Origin of the sequence: Meiothermus sp. CFH 77666 (assembly GCF_017497985.1) — a bacterium.
In the GTDB taxonomy this organism is placed as follows: Bacteria; Deinococcota; Deinococci; order Deinococcales; family Thermaceae; genus Meiothermus.
Genome location: NZ_JAGDFV010000008.1, coordinates 91603 through 112180, shown reverse-complemented (window position 1 = coordinate 112180; position 20578 = coordinate 91603). Strand labels below are relative to the sequence as shown.

Sequence of the window (20578 nt, the reverse complement as noted above, 5' to 3'; positions counted from 1 at the left end):
CACCCCTACCCAAAAATCCGGCCCACCGGCAGGGTCACGCCCAGCCCCTGGGTGAACAGCAGGTAAACAGCCAGGGTGAAGGCCAGCGCCCCCCCCAGCCCCTGCCACCAGCGGGCTCCAAACAGCACCGCCAGGAGGGTCATCTCGAGGGTGGTGGTGACGATGAACCCCAGCGGAACAATCAGGTAGGCGTAGGCCACCAGGCTGAGGAGCACCAGGCCCAAGACCGGCCAGAAACGCCGTGGGGGCCAGTCGGGCTCGGGGTCGGGCCTGAAGAGCAGCCACAAGGCCGAAATCCCTACCAGAACCGCGATGATGTAGGGAAAGGGCCTGGGCCCCAGGGGGTCGGAGAGGAAGCCCACCTGCATCCGGCTGGCTTCTATGGCATACCCTAAAGCCAGCAGCAGAACCAGGGCACCTACGATACGGTCCGTCATACAGAACGCTTATGGCGTATGGCCAATAGCCCAAAGCGAAAAGAGGTTTGCCCCTTGCTATCAGCTATTGGCCATTAGCTTTTAGCTATCAGCCATTCGCTATACGCTATGGGCTATCGGATGATGCCCAACTCACGGGAGAGGTTGCGGAACTGGTTCACCTGCCGGTCAATGAAGACCTGAAACTCGGCGCCAACCATGAAGAACTGGCCCAGGCTGTTCTGCTCCCGCACCTTAGCCCACTCCGGGCTGCGCTCCACCTGGCGCAGGGCCCGCGACCAGAAATCGTAGGCATCGGCCGGCATGTTTTTGGGCACGTAGAAGCCGCGCCAGACTACCCAGTCCACGTTGTAGCCCAGTTCGCGCAGGGTGGGCACACTGGCATAGGGCGCGGGCAGACGGCGGGGAGACATCAGGGCCAGCACCCGCACCGTGCCCGCTTCAACCTGGGCCCGAAGCTCGGAGGCGTCTCCGGCAAAGACCTGGATGAAGCCGCCCAGCAACGAGGTCAGGGCCTGTCCGCCGCCATCGAAGGGTACATATTTGATGGAACGCGGTTCGATACCTGCCGCCCGGCCCAACAGCAGCACCTTCATGTGGTCTTGACCGCCCACCGCACTACCGCCGCCCACGGCAATTTTGGAGGGGTCGGCTTTCCAGGCCGCTACCAGCTCTTGCATGGTTTTCCAGGGGGCATCGGCCTTCACCGCTACCAGGCCGAAGTCGGCGGCCACCGCCCCCAACCAGCGCACATCCCGCTCGGTAAAGCGGCTGTACTGCCCCTGGGCCAGCCGCACGGTGGTGGCGGGGCTGGCGGCCACAATCAGGTTGGCATCGTCGCTCCGCTGGGTGACCACGTTGGCGTAGGCCACCCCACCTCCACCGCCGGTTACGTTGGTGGTTTTGATAGGCTGGGCCACGATTTTCAGGTCTTGCATCACCTGGGCCACACTGCGGCAGGTGAAGTCCCAGCCGCCGCCCGCGCCTGCAGGTGCAATGCACTCGGGGTTGCGCGGGGTAAACTGCGCCAGCGCAATGCTGCTTACGATGAGACCGAGGATAGCCAGTTTGTTCATCCATTTCCTCCTGGGCAAACGCGGTTTGTCGGTGTTTGTAGAGCCCAATTACCGACAAGCCTGGGTTGGCATGTGCCTCGATTCTACCGATGGTATCGGTGCCGTCAAGACCGGAAACCTGGGTTTTGAACTGGCCTGGCAAAAGAGGGCTCCGTCTTTTAGGGGCAAAACACCGTACAAATCATGCTAACGGTGGTTGCCCAGCAGTATAGAGCCCAGGCGGGTACCCTCGAGGCTGGCCAGCAGGGCTTCGCGGGAGCGCTCGAGGTGCTTGAGCATAAATTCGGCGGCCTCGTCCCCCTTGCCCTGTTGCACCAGCTCAATCAGAGTGGCGTGATCCATGTGGGCCTGGTCGGCCCCCTGGGGGCGGGTGATTTCCAGGTAGCGGGCTCGGTAGATACGCTGCAAAACCTGGGCCAGTGAAGCCACCACAAAGCGGTTGCCGGTGAGCCTGGCCAGGGCCAGGTGAAAGTCGGTGGCTTTCTCCAGTTCGACCTCGGGGTCGAGGTCGGCGTCCACCGAGGCCAGCAGATCCTTGAGTTCGCGGGTTTTGGGCTTGCGGGCGGCGGCGGTGCGAACCACGTGGGTCTCGAGCCAGTTGCGAAACTCAAAGGCTTCCTCGAGCTCGGCCAGATCAATGGGGGCCACCGAGTAGACCCGACCCGTGCGCTGCACCAGCCCCTCGCGGAAAAGCTGCTGAATGGCAGCCCTAATCGGCGTGCGAGAAACCGCCAAAAGTTCTTCGAGCTTGCGCTCGATCAGGGGCTCTCCGGGTCTGAGCTCGAGCGACAAAATCATGCGCCGGAGGCGGCGGTAGGCTTCTTCGGTTTGCGGAGCCAGCATGGAAGGATATGCTACCTTTTTTGGTATACCATCTCAACTCGAGGCCCAAAAAACGTCTATAGTCAAGGGTCTATAGACGATGGTCTATGGTCTATGGCCGGTAGGGTTTGTCGGATTGCAAACGTGGCCCTTGAAGCCCTGAACCTTTGACCTGCGTCGCCAGCACACCCAAAAACCGACGCCTCCCCAAAAATACTTATCCCCGGAGCAAAGGCTACCCCGAGGCCACCGCAGCCCGCATCACCTGGGCAAGGGCCTGCTCGAGGTCGGCAATCAGGTCTTCGGGGTCTTCGATGCCCACCGAGAGCCGCACCAGGGTCTCGCTCACGCCGTGGGCCGCCCGGATCTCGGGGGGCAGAAGCTGGTGGGTGGTGGAGGCCGGGTGGGTGGCCAGCGACTCCACATCGCCCAGGCTGACCGCCTGGGTAAAGAGCTTCAGGCTATCCAGAAAGATGGCCGCCGCCTGTTTGGACTCCAGTTCCATGGAGACCAGCCCCCCAAAGGCTTGCATCTGCCGCCGGGCAATCTCGTGGCCGGGGTGGGAGGGCAGGCCGGGGTAGTAAACCCGCCGGACGGCGGGGTGCTGGGAGAGGTATTCGGCCACCCGGGCGGCGCCCGCACAGTGGGCCTCCATCCGCAGGGGCAGGGTCTTGAGGCCCCGCAACATCAGGTAGGCTTCAAAAGCGCCCAGCGTCCCGCCGATATGCCGCAGCCCCTCGGCCCGCACCGCCTCCATGACCTCCCTGGGGCCCGCCAGCACCCCCGCCAGACAGTCCCCGTGCCCGCCCAGGTATTTGGTGGCCGAGTGCAGCACCAGGTCAATGCCATACGCCAGGGGCCGGGTCAGGTAGGGCGTAGCAAAGGTATTGTCTACTACCGTCCGCACGCCTCTTGCGCGGGCAATCTGGGCCACTGCCGCAAGGTCGTAGATGCGCAGGGTGGGGTTGGTGGGGGTCTCGAGGTAGACCAGCCTGGTTGCCGGTGTGAGGGCCTGGGGCAGGTTCTCCACGCTACCCGCGTCGGTCACGCGCACGCCAAACCTGGTCAGGGTCTCCAGAAAATAGCCCTCGGTGCCCCCGTAAAGCGGTGCCAGATACACCACTTCGTCGCCGGGGGCCAGCAGGGTGGTACACAGGGCGCTGATGGCGGCCATCCCGCTGGCAAAGGCCACCGCGTCCTCGGCCCCCTCGAGGCTGGCCAGCTTTTCTTCGAAGGCCCGCACGGTGGGGTTGCCGATGCGTCCGTAGATGTAGCCGGGCTCCTCTCCAGCAAAAAGCCGCTCCCCTCGGGCAAAGGAGCCGTAGGCAAAGGTGGAGGTGCTATAGATGGGCACCACATGGGCACCGGTCAGGGGGTCGGGATGATGTCCGGCGTGGACGGCGCGGGTTCTGAGTTTCATACGCTACCTCAGGTGGGTTGGTTGGTTTCAAGATAGCACCTTAGCGCCGGCAGGGGTGTGCAATAACGCCAGTCAGAGGCCTTCAAAAAGCAATTCAATTGCAGAAAACAGTAGAATAATGCAATCTTATGACATCAGTTGAGCTGGACAAAAAGGACCGCAAAATCTTGAGCATCCTGCAGCGCCGGGGTAACATTCCCAACAACGAGCTGGCCGAGCTGGTCAACCTCTCCCCCTCGACCTGCCTGCGCCGGGTGCGGCGGCTGGAGGAGCTGGGGGTTATCCGCGGCTATGTGGCCCTGCTAGACGCAGAGAAGGTGGGGCGCAGCCTGTGCGTGTTTGTACGGGTCAAGCTCGACCACAAGAGCCGGGCCGATGTGGAGCGCTTCGAACAGGAGGTGCTCAAATACCCCGAGGTCACCGAGTGCCATGTGGTGATGGGCGAGGACGACTTTCTGCTCAAGATTATGGTGGCCGACCTGCACGACTTTCAGAAGTTTTTGCTCGACCACCTCACGGCCATTCCCGGCCTGAGCGCGGTTATTTCCAGTGCGGTACTGCGGCAGATTAAGAGCACCACCGAGTTGCCGGTGTGAATTTACCCGATCGGCTCGAGCTTTCCCTCCACCGCCAGCCAGCCAATACCCTTTTCCAGGGCGTATTCGCGCAAATCCCGCAAGCTACTCGTCCAAGCCAGTTCCACCCGCCTCCCCTCGGCCCGGAGCTTGCGGGCCAGGGTTCGATCCAGCGCCAGTACTTCGGGGGGGGTTTCAGAAAGGGGCAGGCGCAGGGCTTCCATGACCCGCTCGAGCCCCAGGGCAAAGCCCGCCGCGTAGGGCAGCAGGGCCCCATCGTAGCGGCCCCCGCCCAGCAGGGGCAGGCCGAAGTCCGGGGTGTAGGCCTGGAAGTTGAGGCCGGTGTAGAAGGTGAGGAGGCGCGCCCGGCCCAAATCGAGCAGGAGCGGCACCTCGGGCAGCAGGGCCAGGACGGCCTCGAGCCAGTCCAGGTCGGCCTGCGCCTTGGTCGAGAGGGGCAGCCTGCGGGCCTCCTCCAGCACCTCGCGCCCGCCGTACAGATCGGGCAGGGCCTGCAGGGCCTGGTGCAGACCGGGGTGTACCTGGTACTGACCCAGCAGGAACTCGAGCTCGGGGCTATTCTTGCGGTGAATGGCCTGTCGCAGGCGTTCTTTTTGCTCGTCCGGCAGACCCGTAGCTTCCAGCAAGTCCCGCACCAGCGCAGGCAACCCCACCTCGATCTTGGCCTCCGGGAAGCCGATAAGCTGCAAGGCCTCCCAGGCTAGCTCGAGCACCTCCGCATCGGCCTGGGGGCTGCTCACCCCTACCAGCTCGGCCCCCACCTGGCGGAACTCACGGCTGCGCCCCAGCTCGGCGTTGGCCTCCCTGAGCCATAGGGTTCCGGCGTACTGCAAGCGCACCGGCTGGCCGGGGGTGTACTGGCCGTGGCTTTGCAGCAAACCCGCCACCGCCGTGGTGAACTCCGAGCGCAAGGCCAGCACCTCGCCGGTCTTGTCCACCAGCTTGAAGGAGCGCTCGGCCAGGGTGTGCTGGGGGTCGTAGAGCTCGAGGGCCGGTAGCTCCACCGGCTCATAACCCCAACCAAACAACAGCCGAAACAGCCGCTCCTCCATCTCGCGGCGCAGGCGGGCCTCGGGCGGCAGAAAGTAGCGGGTGCCTTCGGGAATCATGCGGATACCGGCTAGCCCAGAAGCTATCGGCTATGGACTAACCTATTTGCTCTTGGCGAATATCTTCACCGATAGAATTTTGTCGCGCTCCCGCCGCGCAGTGGGGCCTTCGGTGGGGTTGATGTTTTCCACCACCTCCATGCCCTGGATCACCTGGCCAAAGATGGTGTACTGCTGGTTGAGGTTGGGGGTAGGGCCATAGGTGATGAAGAACTGGCTGCCGTTGGAGTTGGGATCCATGGTGCGGGCCATGCCCAGCACGCCTTTTTTATCGTAGTTGAGCCTGGGGGTCACCTCGAGCCCAAACTGGTAGCCGGGGCCGCCCATGCCGGTACCGGTGGGGTCGCCGGTCTGGGCCACAAACCCTGGAATGACCCGGTGAAACACAATGCCCTCAAAGTAGCGGTGGAGCGCCAGGAACACAAACGAGTTCACCGTGTTGGGGGCCTCGGTCTCGTACAGGTCTATGCCGATTTTCCCCTTGCTGGTCTCGATTTCGGCGTAATAGTCGAATTTGGCAGCGTCAATCACCTGCTCGGCTCTGGCAAACTTGGTCACGGGCTTGTCGGACTTATAGGGCAGGGCTTCCATGTTTCCTCCAAAACTGCGATCGGCGCCGCTCCCCTGCCACCACAAATAAGCAGCAGCGGCCAGCGCTAAAAAAACAGCAGCGGCCAAAGCAACGCGCATCTGAAACAGTTTACTTACCCAGATGAGAACACGCCAGAAGGGTCAAGGGTCGAGGGCAGTGGGGAATTGTTTTTGGCTTCAGGCGTTGAGCCTTCTGCTTTGGGCCTGTCTCAAATCCGGGGCAGGGTAATGCCCCGCTGGCCCTGGTATTTGCCCTTGCGGTCGCTATAGGTCACCTCGGGGCGCTCCCCCTCAAAGAACACCAGTTGCACCACGCCCTCCCCAGCGTACATCTTGGCCGGCAGGGGGGTGGTGTTGGAAAACTCGAGGGTCACGTGCCCCTCCCAGCCCGGCTCTAAGGGCGTTATGTTGGCCACAATACCTACCCGCGCATAGGTGCTCTTGCCGATGGCAATGGCCAGAACGTTATCGGGCATGCGGATATATTCCATGCTGCGGGCCAGCACAAAGGAGTTGGGCGGGATGATCACCTCGTCGCCCTCGTAGTCCACAAAACTCTTGGGGTCCAGGCCCTTGGGGTCGGCAATGGTGTGAAATACGTTGGCGAAAATTTTCCACTCGCGGGCAGCGCGCAGGTCGTAGCCGAAGCTCGAGAGCCCGTAGCTAATGACCCCCTCGCGCACCAGGCGCTCCTCAAAGGGCTCAATCATGCCTTGCTTGGCTTTTTCCCGTATCCACCAGTCGGGCTTGACGCTCATGCCCCCCACTATACATGGGCTGAGGAAAGTCTGAGCTGCTCACGCTTTCTTGGAGATGATATGAACCCTTCAAAACCGGGCATGAGCATCCTCCGGGGCATTTTCACAACGAAGGTTCATCTTGGCGCCTAAACTGAGGACATGCGGAAGCTATCCGGAGGGCGATTGGTATTGCCGGGTCTGCTGCTCGTCCTCAGTATTCTCTTTGCATCGTGTGGCTCCGACAACCAAAACAACCAGAACCGCCAGCCCTTGCGCCTGACGCTGCGGCTGGACACGGGTTATGTGGACGAACCCTACAACGCCACCCTCACCGCCGACGGCGGCATCCGACCCTACAAGTTTAGCCTCGAGGGCAACCTGCCCAAGGGGCTTACCTACAGCAACGCCCGCATCAGCGGCACCCCCCAGGAGAAGGGCAGCTTCGAGCTCACGGTGAGCGTAGAGGATGCCAACCTGTCCAACCGCACCCAAAAAGTCACCCTGACCATTGGCGAAACCCCACCCCCCCGGCTCGACCAGGTCTTTCCCCTGGCCGAAGTGTCCGACCCCTTCCCCTATTTGTTCCGGGTGCGCGACCGCGAGGCCAGGGGCTTCCAGGCCCAGATCCCCCTCAAAGACCTGAAAACCACCCTGGATAGCTTCAAGGCCGATGCCAGCGTGCTGTATGTGCTTCGCTACGACGAGGAAAAGGGCCTGGTGGACATAGACGCGGTCTTTACCGGCCCCCGCAAGGACTTTGAGGCTTTCCGTTTTACCGCTACCCCGCTGCCCGACAAAAAAGTGCGGCCCGAGGCGAGCTTCCGCGAGACCAGGGTGGCCTTCTACGACAAGAACAGCAAGCTGGCCGGCAACGCCCAGGCCATCGAACGGGTGAGCACCCAGGGGCGCTATAAGTACAGCGACCTCGAGGCCATCGCCCGCAACTGGGGCCGCCGCCTGACCCTCACCAACACCGCCCCCCAAGCGCCTGCCCACAGCCCACCCCAGGGCCAGACCGGAGCACAGGCGAGTCCACCCACTCCCCCCCAAAATCAGGCTGCCAACCCTTCCGGCGCTACCGAGAACACCCCCCCCACCGAACCCGCACCCCCCAGCCCAGCGCAGCCTCCGCAACCTGGTCAAGCGCAGCCCTCCCAACCTGGTCAAGCGCAGCCCCCGCAACCTGAGCAGGCCCAGCCCACCCCACCCCCTACCCAACCCGGCCCAACGCCACCCCAGGGTCAGGCCACTCCGGCGCCCACATCTCCAGCCCCCGAAGCCCCAAAACTGGAAGGTGACCTCAACAGCGATGGCGTGGTAGATCAAAAAGACCTGGACTTGCTGCGCTCCTCCTATGCCTGGGCCAGCGTAAGCGCTGGGCAAGCCCCGCCGCCCCCCAACCAGCGCACCCCTGCGCCCCCCACACCGCCTGCCGGAACCCCCCCCGGCAGTGGGACACCCGGTTCGGGTTCAGGTAACTCTAACCCCGGCGGCGAGGAAAACCCCGACAACTCAGAGGGCAAGTAAAGCAGATATTTGGTTTGGCAGGTTATATACCGCGTCATTCCAAACGGTGCGAAGCAGAGTGAGGAGTCTGTTTCGCTACCATCCCCTGCATTCACCGTGCCTCTGCGGTACCAGATGCCTCTTCGCACTGGGTGCGCTTCGGGATGATAGGGGGTTAAGAGGTGCTGCTGAGTTTTTGTTATCAAAGTTAATGGCACCGCTGTGGAGCGCCCGTATCCAGCGGTTCGCGCAAAGGTGGGAACTGTGCTATTTGGACTTGGGTTGGGCTGTTATCCTGAAAAACCGTGGGCAGAGCGCTCGTGGTTCTGGCATTTTTGTGGGTCATCGCCCTGGCAGGGTTTTTGCTGCTGCGCCAAACCCCTAAAACCTCCCCACTCTGGGGCCTGCGGGACTTTTTCTGGATGCTTTTACAGGCCCTGAGCGTCGTCAGCCTGCTGGCCATCGTAGCCCTAGTTACCGGCATCATTACTATTCAACGCAACCCCTTCCTACCCGGAAACTGAGTATGCGCGTTGCGATCCTGTCGGATATCCACGGCAACCTTCCGGCGCTCGAGGCCGTCCTGCACGACCTGAAAGAGGTACGGGCCCACCTGGTCGTGGTCAACGGTGATATTGTGAACCGGGGGCCTTCCAACCGCGAAGTGCTGGAACGCCTGTTGAACCTGGCCTCCTCCAAGCAGGGCCGCGCCCTGGCCCCCCAGGGCTTCTGGTTCACCCTGGGCAACCACGACGACCTGCTGGTGAAGTGGGCCCAGCGCGACCCCTCGCTGGCCGACCTCTACCACGACCCCTTGTTCGAGCCCACCGCCTGGTCGGTAGCCCGGCTCCCCCAAGCCCACCTGAACTGGCTCAGCAATCTGCCCTACCAGGTAGCCATCGGTGAAGGGCCCCAGCGGGTGTTTGGACTGGATAAAGCCGAGGGGGTGGGCGAAAGCGTATTGATGCGGGTTACCCACGGCTCGCCCCGCCACTACCGGGAGGGCTACGACGAGCACCAGGCCCCGGACATCCTCACCGAGATTAGCGAGGACTACCCGGCCCGCCTGCTGGTGGGGTCGCATACCCACCGCCCCTTTATGTACCAGTTAGGCGAGGCCCTCGTACTCAATAGCGGCGCGGTGGGCGCCCCCTTCAACGGCGATGTGCGGGCCCAGTACGTGGTGGTGGAAATCGGAGAAAACCACGTGCAGGTGGACTTTCGCCAGATACCCTACAACCTGCAAGCGGCCCTGCAAGCCTACTACGACTCGGGCCTCATGGAAGAAGGGGGCCTGGGGGCCGACATCTTTTATCACGAGACCCGCACCGCCCGCTCCATGCTGATGAACTTCTGGAAGTGGGCTGAAACCACCGGACGGCCTCGAGACTGGGACGCCTGGCGGCTCTACCAGGCCACCCACCCCGAACGCTTTCTGCGGTAGGCTTGAGCCATGCCCTCGCCCGAACGCATCCGCGAGTTTGTAATGGCCGCCCACGGCGACTTTGCCAGGGTGCAGGCCCTGCTGGAGGAAACCCCCGAGCTTTTGAACCTGGCCCACGAGTGGCGGCCCGGCGACACCGAGAGCGCCATTCAGGCCGCGGCCCACACCGGACAACGGGCCATTGTGGAGTATCTTCTGGCGAAAGGGGCTCCCCTGGCAATTTCTACCGCAGCCATGCTGGGCGACCTGCAGCGCGTACAGGCGATGCTCCAGGAAAACCCGTCCCTGGCCCAGCACAAGAGCGCGCACGGCATCCCCCTGCTGCCCCACGCGGCGCTTTCGGGTTTGCCGGAGATGCTCGAGTTGGTCTGGGGATATGGCGCACAGGAAGGTGTAGAGCAGGCTTTGAACCTGGCGGTCATGCAAGGCCACGCCGAGGCCGTGCGCTGGCTCCTGAACAACACCCGCCCCGACCTGACCGCGCCCAACTTTCAGGGCAAAACCCCCTTGCAGGTCGCGCAGGAAGCCGGGTTTGCCGAGATTATGGAACTCTTACGCTCCGGAGGCTAAAGTGGAACATCTGCGCGAGTTCTTGCTTCAAGCCCGTACCGTTGCGGTACTGGGCGCTCATCCCAACCCCAACAAACCGGCCTTCTATGTACCCGACTACCTGGCGCAGCGGGGCTATACCCTGCTTCCGGTCAACCCTGCCTATGCGGGACAGGCACTCTGGGGCCGCAAAATCGTGGCCCGGCTGACCGACCTGGGGGAAGCTCCCGACATCCTGGACGTGTTCCGCCGCAGCGAGGCGCTGCCCGATCACCTGGAAGAGATTCTGGCTGCCCGGCCCCGGCTGGTCTGGCTGCAATCGGGCATCATCAACGATGCCTTTGCCGAAACCCTGCGACAGGCCGGGATTCCGGTAGTGCAGGATCGGTGTTTGATGGTTGAACACCGACGTTGGTTCGGGTTCTGAACCTGCCCCCAACAGCTCTGCGCTGGGGGTTGGCTCTGTTACTGGTGGCGGTAGCCATTCAACTGGTGTGGCGGCGTGGATAGCCTCGAGCTGAAAAAAAACCTTCTGGAGTGGTACCAGCTCCACAAACGCAAGCTGCCCTGGCGGGGGGAGGCCGACCCGTACAAGATTCTGCTGTCAGAGGTGCTCTTGCAGCAAACCAGGGTCGAGCAGGCCATCCCCTACTACCAGCGTTTTTTGCATCAATTCCCCACCCTGGCAGCCCTGGCCCAGGCCGACCAGGAAGACGTTTTGAAAGCCTGGCAGGGCTGTGGCTACTACGCCAGGGCCCGCAACCTTCACAAGCTGGCCCGGCAGGTGGTTGCCCTGGGCCAGCCCCTTCCCCAAACATCCATCGAACTACGTGGCCTGCCCGGCATTGGCCCCTACACTGCCGCAGCGGTGGCGTCCATTGCTTTTGGCGAGCCGGTGGCGGCGGTGGATGGCAATGTGCGGCGGGTGTTGTCCCGCTTGTATGCCTGGGAAAACCCGACCCCCCAGCAAGTGCAGGAGGCTGCCGATACCCTGATGGCCGAGTTGGTGTACTGGGGAGGGGAGGTGAACACCCCCGACGGCTCCCTGCCCGGCGACTGGAACCAGGCCCTGATGGAGCTAGGGGCTACGGTTTGCACCCCCCACAACCCCAGCTGCGGAGCCTGCCCGGTAGCCCCGTACTGTCTGGGAAAGAGCCACCCCGAGCGCTATCCTGCCGCCAGAGCACGCCCGCAGAAAAGCCTCGAGGTGGTGGCGCTGGTCTTGCAGGGGCCTTCGGGCACCTACCTGGAACTGCGCCAGGGCCGCGTACTGGGTGGGCTGTGGGGGGTTCCGATGGAGGAAGGCCCAGGGGCTTTAGAGCGCTTGCTGGCCCGCTTCAGGCTGGAAAAAGCCGAGCCGGTGGGCACGGTGCGCCACGACTTCACCCACCGCAAGCTGAACATCCAGGTCTACAAAGCCCCCTACGAGGCCCAAGAAAACCCCGAGCACCGCCCTTTATCGCGGCTGGACCGGAAAATACTCAAGCTGGTTGAAACCGAGTCTCTACGGCTTTTGTAGCCGTATGTTGCGGGGTCTATGGTTAATCGTCGATAGTCGATAGTCCATGGTCAATGGTCTATGGTCTATCGACTATTGGCTATTGGCTATCGGCTATTGACCTTAATCTGCAGCCTTTCCGCAAGCCGCATCCCTTCCTCGGCCATCTGGGCATATGTCCCCTGCCCCAGCACACACAGGCCAACTGCGTACAACCCTGCCAGGCGGTGGAGTTGGAAGGTGGTCGGGTTCCACTCGGCTTCGGCGAAAACCTGATAAGTCACCCGGTAACCGGGAGTACCGCCCTGCTCGGCAACCTGGGCCTCTTGGGTCATAAAGGCAAAGCCAAGCTGCTGAAGGTGCTGGTACAGGTCGGGGTAGGCCACCTCCGAGAGCCGCCCGGCCTCCTCGGCCACGCTGCCAATGTAGAGCCTGGGCGAGAGAAAACTTCCCACCGCCAGAACCACTTTGGGCGCGGTCTTGCGCGGCCCCTCCCAGCTCTCGATGCCCACCACTGCCGGCCCCTCCAGCAGCAGGCGGGTCACGGAGAGTTGTAGGAGGTGCAGGTTCGGTTGGTTTTCCAGGCGATATTTGGCCCGGCTGTGCAGTTCCCAACCCTTCAGGCCCTCCTGGCCCACTTCGGCCAGCAGCGAACCCTGGGGAAAGGGCGCCTGGATAGGCGTAAAGGGCAGGAAAACCGAGTCCAGGCTGGTGGTCACCAGCCCCACCCGCACCCCTCGTTTGGCCAGCGCGTACGCGGCCTCGGAGCCGGCAAAACCGGCGCCAACTATCAGCACGTCGTAGTCCATAACCCTATCCTGGAGCGGTTTGTGGTTTGATTCGGGGGATAGGAGGATGGTCAACCGCCTCCCAGAAAATGTTAGTGCTCACCTCACCCCAAGATTATTTCCTGAAACCGCCCTAGTCTTCCAGGTAGGTGTACCCCACCAGCTCCCGTGCGTACTGCTCCATGAAGGCCCCCTTCTCGGCGGGGGTGAGCTTCTTGGAGGAGCGCACCAGCTTTTCAACGGCCTCGGCCAGCTCGTCGTCTTCGTAGCCCATCTTCTCGATCACCCGACGGGCCTTCTCGCCCAGGATGAAGCGCTCGATGTCGTAGCCGTCCTCGTCCACAATGACATGCGCCTCGCCAATGCGGCCAAAGAGGTTGTGGTTCATGCCCAGCACATCCTGGTAGGCTCCGGTCAGGAAGACCCCCAGGTAGTAGGGCTCGCCAGGGCGGATTTCGTGGACGGGGAGGGTGTTGCGCACGTCGTGGGTATCTATGAAGCGGTCGAATTTGCCGTCGGAGTCGCAGGTGATGTCTACCAGGGTGGCCTCGCGGGTGGGGCGCTCGTTCAGGCGGGAAAGCGGCACGATGGGGAACATCTGTTTGATGGCCCAGGAGTCGGGCAGGCTCTGGAAGAGGCTAAAGTTGCAGACCAGCTTATCGGCCAGCATCTTTTGCAGATCCTCGAGCTCATCGGCGGGGTAGTCGAACTCGAGGGCAAACTTCAGGGTTTTGCGGGCAATCTGGTAGAAAAGCGCCTCGGCAGCGGCCCGGTCGCGCAGCGAGATAAGGCCCAGATCATAGAGGTTCTGGATGGTGTCCTTGTTGGCGAAGGCATCGTGGTAGACCTCGCGGTAGTTCTTGGCCGAGATGCCCCTGGCCAGGTCGAACATATCCTTCACCACCGGGTGGGCGTCCTTGGGCTGCTCGACTTTCTCCTCGCCGGGCGGGCGGATGGTGTCAATCACCTCGAGCACCAGTACGCTGTGATAAGCGGTCACGGCCCGGCCCGACTCGGTTACCAGGAAGGGGTGGGGTTCGCCGTGGCCGTCGCAGACTTCCCTGGTCACGTACACCAGGTCTTCGGCGTACTCCTCCATGGAGTAGTTAGCCGAGGCATAAAAGGCGGTCTTGGAGCCGTCGTAGTCCACCGCCAGGCCGCCCCCCAGGTTCAGGTAGCGCACCGGAGCGCCCAGCTTGCGGAGCTGCACATAGGTCTGGGCAATCTCCCGCACGGCCTGTTTGATGCGACGGATGTCCGTTACCTGGCTGCCGATGTGCGAGTGCAGCATGGCGATGGTGCCCAGCATGCCGGCCTCGGCCAGGATATCCACAGCCCGGATAATTTCGGGGGTAGTAAAGCCAAACTTGGCCGACTCGCCGCCCGACTCCTCCCACTGCCCGGAGCCACGGGTTTTGAGTTTGTAGCGGATGCCAATCTGCGGCTCCACCGCCAGCTCCTGGGCAATGCGGATCACCCGCTCGAGCTCGGCGAACTTCTCCAGGGTGATCACCACATTCTTGCCCAGCTTCTTACCCATCAGGGCCAGGCGGATGAAGTCGTCGTCCTTGAAGCCGTTGCAGGCAATCAGGGCTTCTTTGTGCAGATCCTGAGCCAGAATCAGGGCCAGCTCGGCTTTGGAGCCGGCCTCGAGGCCGTACGCATAGGGCTTCCCGGCTTTGGCCAGGGTCTCGACCACCATGCGCCGCTGGTTCACCTTGACCGGATAGAGGCCCCGGTACTCTGCCTGGAAGTGGTACTTTTTGATGGCCCGCCGGAAGGCTTCATTGAGCGCCACCACCCGGGCTTCTAAAATCTGGGGAAAGCGCAGCATCACCGGCAGCGGGCGGCCCTCGTCGCGCAGATCCTGCACAATTTCATAGAGCGAGGCACTGGGGCCATCCGGCCCTTCAGGGGTGACCTCGAGCTCGCCATCCTCCCCCACCCGAAAAAACCCCGCCGCCCAGTGGGGGACGAGGTAGGTTTCTTCGGCATCCTTGGCAGTGTAACGTTTGAGTTTCTCCAACTTGAATCCCGGTCTCCTCGCACAGGCTACGGGCCGAATGTCAGGGGGCATTCACCGTGCGCTGTCCAGAAGAGAGTGTAGGGCAATTTACCCCAGGATGCTATAGCAAACGGCCATCAGCCAGGCAGATACCACAACAAGTCCAGCGCAGGCGGCTTGATGCCCTGGGTACGCAGCAGCACCGCTATCTGCGCGGTATGCCGTACTTCGTGCAGCATCACGTGCCAGAGGATGCTCGACACCGTGTAGCGCTGCGCGGGGTCGTCGTGGGGGCTCATAGCCCGATTCAGTTCGGCCTCGGTAAGCGCGGCCAGATAGGCCTGGGTGCTCGCCTCAACGGCCTTCCAGTAGTCCAGCAGGGTGTGCAGGGGGAAGCCCGCATACTCCGAGCCGCCGGTGGTGTCCCTCAGGGCCGGCATGTTCATCAGCACCGGCTGCGTGAGCTTTATGTCCTCGTGCAGCCAGAAGTCTTCCACGCTCGCTATGTGAAACACCAGGTCTTTGATGCATTGGAAGCGCTCACCGCCCAGCAGGGGGCGCGACAGCGCATCGTCCGGGGCCGCCTCGAGCACCGCCCACAAGTCGCGGCGGGCACGAACCAGGTAGTCGTACATCTCGAGGGTGTTCATGGCTTTCTTTTGTTCGGGATGACCTCGAGCGTCAGCGTGATCGTCTGGCCCACTTGCAGGCCCTCGGCCTTGCGGATTTTGTCCTTAAGCGGCACCACATACAGCCCGTCTTTGGGCCACAACGCGGTCTGCCACTCGGTCTGGCCAATCCGCACCTTCACCGGAATCATGCCCCAGCCATAGGTCAGCAACCGCTCAGCGCTCTTGATGGCCTGACTTTGCTCCTGGGGCACGGTCACGAAGTAATAGGGCGCGGGGCCCCGCCACTCCCAAATTTCCCCGCTGAAGCAAAGGCCCATGGCTACCAGATCTCCGTCCGCCACTCACTCCAGATGGCTTTTTCTTCGACTTCCTCCGGCATTTTGTAGCCAAAAGCCTTGAGGGCCAGCTTGATCTGCCCCACGTGGTAGCCCTCGTGCCAGAGCAGGTGCTGGAGCAGCAGGATGGGGTGGTCGTAGGAAGCATGTGGCCCTTTCATGGCCTGGCCGGTATGCAGCCGGTCTCGCACCGCCTCACACACGGCGTGGGCGCTCTGGTTCAGCGCTTGCTGAATGCGATCCGGTTCACGTTCGGCCACCCATTCCTCCCCAACCTGGCGAATGAGTTGGTTTATGCCCGTAGCGAACTCAGGCGCAACCTGGCCCAGCCAGAACAGACGGGTCTGCTGCATGTGTGCGTACTGCTCCGCAACGCTCGGGCTGCCCTCGAGGGCCTTCGCCTCCAAGCCTCCCTCCGGCAGTGCGTACAAGAGATTGAGCAGGATGGTGTTGCTGCGCTGGTACGAGTTCAACAGGGCCTCAAAAACCGAATCATTCATTCTGCCTCTCCTACATATTCGTAAATTGACCTACGAGTATGATTATAGCGTATTGAATCACAATCACTAGTTAATAACCCATCGCCGCGCCTCTTACCGGGTCGAGAAGCAGTGTGAATACCGAATCTGCTCAGAAGTGACCCAAAAGCGATATACAAGTCCCTCGGACGCGCCCCCTGGCGCGGCAAGGGAGGGGCGCGTTTAGCGCCGCTCACGCGCAGAGTTGGTAGAAGAAGAAAAAACACCTCCCCCAATGGGAGGTGTTCGAGGCAGAAGGGGCGGGTTCTACTTGACGAAGAGCATCTCGCGGTAGCTTGGCAACGGCCAGTATTTATCGGCCAGGATGCGCTCGAGCGCATCCGCTGCCTTCCGCACCTCGGCCATGGCGGGTAGCACGTTGTCTCGCATATGGTGGGCTTTTTCGTGCACCTCGTCCCCGCCCAGTTCGGCATTCTGCGCCTTGAGCTTCTCCAGGGCATCGGAGAGGGCATCGGTGGCTTCCACCACCTGCTTGATGGTGCGTTCCGCCGCACGGGACTTCACCTCGATTTCGGAAAGCTCGGCCAGGTAGCTCAGCGCACCGGGTAGGATCTGGGTCTGGGCAATCCACTCGGTGGTCTCGCCTTCGATGTTGACCTGCTTGAAGTAGATGTCGTACATGATCTCCTGGCGGGCGTGAATCTCGCGTTCGTTGAGCACCCCCAGGCGACCAAACAGCTTGATGTTCTTCTCGTCGGTGAAGTGTTCGATGGCATCAATGGCGGTGCGCAGGTTCAGCAGTCCGCGCTTGGCGGCCTCTTTGTGCCAGGCTGCCGAGTAGCCGTCGCCGTTAAAGATGATGCGCTTGTGCTGGGCATAGGCCTCCTTGATGGCCTCCAGTGCAGCCTGCTCAAAGGCCACTTTTTTCTTCATCTTGGCCTCAATCGAGTCCATCAGGGCATCAATGGCATCGGCCACAATGGTGTTGAGAACGGTGATGGGGAAGGAGATGCTCTGGCTGCTACCTACCGCACGGAACTCGAACTTGTTGCCGGTGAAGGCAAAGGGCGAGGTGCGGTTGCGGTCGCCGGCGTGTTTGGGCAGGGGGGGGAGTACCGGCACGCCTAGCTCGAGGACGCCCGCCTTTTTGCCCGAGCCCCCCTTGCCGCTAGCCAGCCGCTCAAAAATGTCGGTGAGCTGATCGCCCAGGAAGATAGAAATAATGGCAGGCGGCGCTTCGTTGGCGCCCAGGCGATGGTCGTTGGAAGCCGAGGCCACGCTGATCCGCAGCAGATCCTGGTGCATGTCCACCGCTTTGATCACAGCCGCGCAGAAGAACAGGAACTGCAGGTTGTCGTGGGGGGTATCGCCGGGCTCGAGCAGGTTGATGCCGGTGTCGGTGCTCATGCTCCAGTTGCAGTGCTTGCCGGAGCCGTTGATGCCAGCAAAGGGCTTCTCGTGCAACAGTGCCACCATGCCATACCGGCGGGCCGTGTTTTTGAGCACCTGCATGATCAGTTGTTGGTGGTCGGCAGCAAGGTTGGAGGGCTCAAAGATGGGGGCAATCTCGTACTGGCCGGGGGCTACCTCATTGTGGCGGGTCTTGACCGGAATCCCCAGCGCGTAGAGCTGGTTCTCCACATCGGTCATGAAGGAAAGCACCCGGTCGGGGATGGAGCCGAAGTAGTGGTCTTCAAGTTCCTGGCCGCGCGGCGGCTTGGCTCCAAAAAGCGTGCGCCCGGTCATGACCAGGTCGGGGCGGCGATAGTAAAACTCTTCATCAATCAGGAAGTACTCCTGCTCGGCCCCCAGGGTAGAGGAAACTTTGTTGGCCTCCACACCGAAGTATTTGAGGGCCCGCTGGGCGCTTTTGTTGAGGGCTTCGATGGAGCGCAGCAGGGGGGTTTTGAGGTCAAGGGCCTCCCCGGTCCAGCTCGCAAAAGCGGTGGGAATACAGAGCGTAGCCCCATTGGCATGGCGCATGATGAACGCCGGCGAAGTAGGATCCCAGGCCGTATAACCCCGCGCTTCGAAGGTGGCCCGCAGACCGCCCGAGGGGAACGAGGAAGCATCCGGCTCGGCCTGGATGAGCTCCTTACCCGTGAAGGAAGCAATTACCTTGCCTTCGGAGACGGGGGTATAGAAGCTATCGTGCTTTTCGGCGGTGTAGCCGGTCAGGGGGTGGAACCAGTGGGTGTAGTGGGTCGCGCCTTTCTCGAGGGCCCACTTTTTCATGGCCAGCGCGATGGTATCGGCAATGCTGGGGTCGAGTGGAGTGCCCTTTTCTATAGTGGCCTGGAGCGATTTCCAGACCGGCTTGGAAACCAGCTCGCGCAGCTCGTCTATATCGAGCACATCGCTCGCAAAAACTTCCCCAGCAATGTCGCTGGAAACCTGCCGCACGTCCTTGAACCGCCAGTTGCGGGCCGCCGAGATGACATCAAAATCGTGGTTCACATGACCTCCGTGGGGCGGTGCTGGGTCGCCTGGGACTGCTTAGATACTTTGTGCATCTAATAGTGTAGTTTTCTGACGTACCCCAGAGCAGCCGCTCGAGGTAACACATTACCATAAACCGTCAAAAATCAACATAGGTATTCAGGAAAAAATAATCAAACGTCACGAAATTTATGTACAAATTACACGTTATGCGGCCAGGTCACGTGGTTGATCGACTCGCGCTTGACTTATCTGCATATTACATATATGCTTTACGCATATAAGATGGAGAAGGAGTGGATTCCTGGTGAACCGACGCCCCCATGAAGAACAGCATTTTCTGGATAACTACGATGCCAGCATTTACGATAGGCCTTCGGTTTCGGTTGACGTGGTCATCCTGACCCTGCGCGAAGGGCACCTGCAAGCCTTGCTGGTCAAGCGTAAGGAGCATCCCTTCCTTAACTACTGGAGCCTGCCGGGCGGTTTCGTTCAAGTACACGAGTCGCTGGACGAGGCCGCTGCGCGGGTTCTGCGACAAAAGGCCGGGCTGGAGGGCGTGGTAGGGCTCGAAAGAGAAGGCGCTACCCATCACCCCATCTATCTCGAGCAGCTCTACACCTTTGGCAGCCCTGAGCGCGACCCGCGTACGCGGGTCATCAGTGTGGCTTATTACGCCCTGGTAGAGGCCAGCCACATCCGTGAAGTGGGCGAGGAGACCGCACTTTTCAAGCTGCGCATCCCGGAAGGAGTGGGCAGTGTGGAGATTTACGATAACAAACACAAGAAATATTCGCTGGCCTTCGACCACGCCGAGATTCTGGCCGTGGCCGTGCGGCGCATTCGCGGCAAACTCGGCTATACCCCGATTGGTTTTGAGTTGCTGCCCGAGCGCTTTACCCTGCGACAGCTACAGGCTGTCCACGAGATCATCCTGCAAAAAAAGCTCAACAAGGACTCCTTCCGGCGCAAGATGCTGGCCTCGGGGATGCTCGAGGCCACCGGCGAACTCGAGCGCGGAGTGGGCTTCCGGCCCGCCGAGCTGTACCGCTTCCGGAGGGGAGCATGAAAACCGCTGTATTCATAGGGCGCTTCCAGCCGCCGCACAGGGCTCACCTCGAGACCATCACCCGCGCTTTGGCTCGTTTTGATCGGCTGATTGTGGTGCTGGGCAGTGCGCTGTGCTACCCCACCCCCAAAAACCCCTTCAGCGCCGAAGAGCGCGAGGCCATGATCAAGGCAAGTCTGGATACAGAAGCAGCTCAGCGGCTTCACTTTGTGGCCGTACCGGACGACTTCTACGACGACCCCCGCTGGTTCCGCACGGTGCGCGCTGCGGTCGAGGCCATTGCTGGCAGCAACGCCGAAATCTGCATCACCGGCTACCACAAGGACGAGAGCAGCTACTACCTGCACGGCTTTGGCAACTGGCCCTTTGAGCCCAGTGGGGTGGCGAGCCCCCTCAACGCCACCGACGTGCGCAATAGCTATTTTGCCGGGAGCGCCGACTGGAAGGCCATGGTGCCCGAGGCGGTGCGGCAGTTCATGGAGCAGTTTGCCACCACGGCGGAGTTTGGCCGTCTGCAGGCCGAGTGGAAAACGCTCCAGTATTACCGTTCGCTCGAGCAGCGCTACCCCTATCCCATCGTGCACGTCGCCACCGACGCAATGGTGCTGGCCCAGGCGCAGGTGCTGCTGGTCGAACGCGCCGGTTCGCTCAGCAAGGGTGCCTGGGCCCTACCGGGGGGCTATGTGGAGCTGAAGGAGACCCTGCTCGAGGCCGCCTTGCGCGAGCTGCGCGAGGAAACCGGCCTGGCGCTAAAGCCCTCGCAGCTCAGCGCCACCAAGGCTTTCGACTACCCCGGCCGAAGCCTGCGCGGCAGGGTGATTAGCTTTGGCCACTTCTTCAACCTGGGCGATACCCCACCCCCTTTTGTGCAGGGCCAGGACGATGCAGCCCGTGCCTTCTGGCTACCCCTGCACCAACTCCCCCAGCACCAGGCCCGCTTCTTCGAAGACCACTACCAGGAAATCCGCTGGTTCCTGGAGCGTCATAACCCATGATCCACGCCGCAGACGTCCATAACCCTATCGTTCAAGAAAGGAGAGTGC

The 20578-nt window shown here is 61.9% G+C and carries 22 protein-coding genes; 9 read left to right on the top strand and 13 right to left on the bottom strand.

Annotated elements, in window-relative coordinates:
* Window positions 1-5 precede the first annotated feature (5 nt).
* The 4 genes from J3L12_RS06360 to J3L12_RS06345 all read right to left on the bottom strand — a co-directional run bounded on the left by J3L12_RS06360 (window position 6) and on the right by J3L12_RS06345 (window position 3755).
* Window positions 6-437 (bottom strand): tripartite tricarboxylate transporter TctB family protein, encoded by a 432-nt coding sequence (locus tag J3L12_RS06360; RefSeq protein ID WP_208014204.1) that lies wholly within the window; start codon window positions 435-437, stop codon window positions 6-8.
* Window positions 438-550: 113 nt separating this feature from the next.
* The gene (locus J3L12_RS06355) at window positions 551-1513 is read right to left on the bottom strand and encodes a tripartite tricarboxylate transporter substrate-binding protein (protein ID WP_208014203.1); all 963 of its coding nucleotides are present in this window, start codon (window positions 1511-1513) and stop codon (window positions 551-553) included.
* A 186-nt stretch (window positions 1514-1699) separates the two neighbouring features.
* On the bottom strand, window positions 1700-2356 hold the full coding sequence (locus J3L12_RS06350) for a GntR family transcriptional regulator (protein WP_208014202.1): 657 nt from the start codon (window positions 2354-2356) through the stop codon (window positions 1700-1702).
* 214 nt (window positions 2357-2570) lie between these two features.
* Window positions 2571-3755 (bottom strand): PLP-dependent aspartate aminotransferase family protein, encoded by a 1185-nt coding sequence (locus J3L12_RS06345; protein WP_208014201.1) that lies wholly within the window; start codon window positions 3753-3755, stop codon window positions 2571-2573.
* A gap of 128 nt (window positions 3756-3883) precedes the next feature.
* Between J3L12_RS06345 and J3L12_RS06340 the strand changes: the two genes are divergently transcribed.
* The gene (locus J3L12_RS06340; RefSeq protein WP_208014200.1) at window positions 3884-4351 is read left to right on the top strand and encodes an Lrp/AsnC family transcriptional regulator; all 468 of its coding nucleotides are present in this window, start codon (window positions 3884-3886) and stop codon (window positions 4349-4351) included.
* A 2-nt stretch (window positions 4352-4353) separates the two neighbouring features.
* On the opposite strand, the gene J3L12_RS06335 is transcribed toward J3L12_RS06340, so the two are convergent.
* From J3L12_RS06335 to dcd, 3 genes are all read right to left on the bottom strand, one after another.
* Complete coding sequence (locus tag J3L12_RS06335) at window positions 4354-5460, bottom strand: ATP phosphoribosyltransferase regulatory subunit (RefSeq protein ID WP_208014199.1); 1107 nt, start codon at window positions 5458-5460, stop codon at window positions 4354-4356.
* A 42-nt stretch (window positions 5461-5502) separates the two neighbouring features.
* Window positions 5503-6051, bottom strand: a complete 549-nt coding sequence (locus J3L12_RS06330) for a peptidylprolyl isomerase (RefSeq protein ID WP_243455005.1) — start codon at window positions 6049-6051, stop codon at window positions 5503-5505.
* A 209-nt stretch (window positions 6052-6260) separates the two neighbouring features.
* On the bottom strand, window positions 6261-6809 hold the full coding sequence (dcd, locus tag J3L12_RS06325; protein WP_208014197.1) for a dCTP deaminase: 549 nt from the start codon (window positions 6807-6809) through the stop codon (window positions 6261-6263).
* 141 nt (window positions 6810-6950) lie between these two features.
* On the opposite strand from dcd, the gene J3L12_RS06320 reads away from it, so the two are divergent.
* From J3L12_RS06320 to J3L12_RS06295, 6 genes are all read left to right on the top strand, one after another.
* Entirely contained in the window at window positions 6951-8318 is a 1368-nt protein-coding gene (locus J3L12_RS06320) for an Ig family protein (RefSeq protein WP_208014196.1), read from the top strand.
* A gap of 284 nt (window positions 8319-8602) precedes the next feature.
* Window positions 8603-8821, top strand: a complete 219-nt coding sequence (locus J3L12_RS06315) for a hypothetical protein (protein WP_208014195.1) — start codon at window positions 8603-8605, stop codon at window positions 8819-8821.
* A 2-nt stretch (window positions 8822-8823) separates the two neighbouring features.
* Window positions 8824-9741 (top strand): metallophosphoesterase, encoded by a 918-nt coding sequence (locus J3L12_RS06310; RefSeq protein ID WP_208014194.1) that lies wholly within the window; start codon window positions 8824-8826, stop codon window positions 9739-9741.
* A 9-nt stretch (window positions 9742-9750) separates the two neighbouring features.
* Window positions 9751-10311 (top strand): ankyrin repeat domain-containing protein, encoded by a 561-nt coding sequence (locus J3L12_RS06305; RefSeq protein WP_208014193.1) that lies wholly within the window; start codon window positions 9751-9753, stop codon window positions 10309-10311.
* 1 nt (window position 10312) lies between these two features.
* A complete protein-coding gene (locus tag J3L12_RS06300; RefSeq protein WP_208014192.1) occupies window positions 10313-10717 on the top strand; it encodes a CoA-binding protein in 405 nt (134 codons plus the stop codon).
* 75 nt (window positions 10718-10792) lie between these two features.
* Window positions 10793-11809, top strand: a complete 1017-nt coding sequence (locus tag J3L12_RS06295) for an A/G-specific adenine glycosylase (RefSeq protein WP_347708854.1) — start codon at window positions 10793-10795, stop codon at window positions 11807-11809.
* 86 nt (window positions 11810-11895) lie between these two features.
* On the opposite strand, the gene J3L12_RS06290 is transcribed toward J3L12_RS06295, so the two are convergent.
* From J3L12_RS06290 to J3L12_RS17080, 6 genes are all read right to left on the bottom strand, one after another.
* Window positions 11896-12597 carry an FAD-dependent oxidoreductase gene (locus J3L12_RS06290; protein WP_208014191.1) on the bottom strand — a complete coding sequence of 234 codons (702 nt, stop codon included), beginning with the start codon at window positions 12595-12597 and terminating at the stop codon, window positions 11896-11898.
* A gap of 112 nt (window positions 12598-12709) precedes the next feature.
* A complete protein-coding gene (gene speA / locus J3L12_RS06285; protein WP_208014190.1) occupies window positions 12710-14602 on the bottom strand; it encodes a biosynthetic arginine decarboxylase in 1893 nt (630 codons plus the stop codon).
* Window positions 14603-14718: 116 nt separating this feature from the next.
* Window positions 14719-15231, bottom strand: a complete 513-nt coding sequence (locus J3L12_RS06280) for a DinB family protein (RefSeq protein WP_208014189.1) — start codon at window positions 15229-15231, stop codon at window positions 14719-14721.
* Complete coding sequence (locus tag J3L12_RS06275; RefSeq protein ID WP_347708853.1) at window positions 15228-15554, bottom strand: DUF1905 domain-containing protein; 327 nt, start codon at window positions 15552-15554, stop codon at window positions 15228-15230. The genes J3L12_RS06280 and J3L12_RS06275 overlap by 4 nt, the downstream gene beginning before the upstream one ends.
* Entirely contained in the window at window positions 15533-16048 is a 516-nt protein-coding gene (locus J3L12_RS06270; RefSeq protein ID WP_208014188.1) for a DinB family protein, read from the bottom strand. Before J3L12_RS06270 ends, J3L12_RS06275 begins: the two co-directional genes overlap by 22 nt.
* Window positions 16049-16333: 285 nt before the next feature.
* The gene (locus J3L12_RS17080) at window positions 16334-18484 is read right to left on the bottom strand and encodes a glutamine synthetase III (RefSeq protein WP_208014187.1); all 2151 of its coding nucleotides are present in this window, start codon (window positions 18482-18484) and stop codon (window positions 16334-16336) included.
* A 289-nt stretch (window positions 18485-18773) separates the two neighbouring features.
* On the opposite strand from J3L12_RS17080, the gene J3L12_RS06260 reads away from it, so the two are divergent.
* Together J3L12_RS06260 and J3L12_RS06255 are read left to right on the top strand one after the other, a co-directional pair.
* Entirely contained in the window at window positions 18774-19535 is a 762-nt protein-coding gene (locus J3L12_RS06260) for an NUDIX domain-containing protein (protein ID WP_347708852.1), read from the top strand.
* A complete protein-coding gene (locus tag J3L12_RS06255; protein WP_208014186.1) occupies window positions 19532-20530 on the top strand; it encodes a bifunctional nicotinamide-nucleotide adenylyltransferase/Nudix hydroxylase in 999 nt (332 codons plus the stop codon). Before J3L12_RS06260 ends, J3L12_RS06255 begins: the two co-directional genes overlap by 4 nt.
* The last annotated feature ends 48 nt before the right edge of the window (window positions 20531-20578 follow it).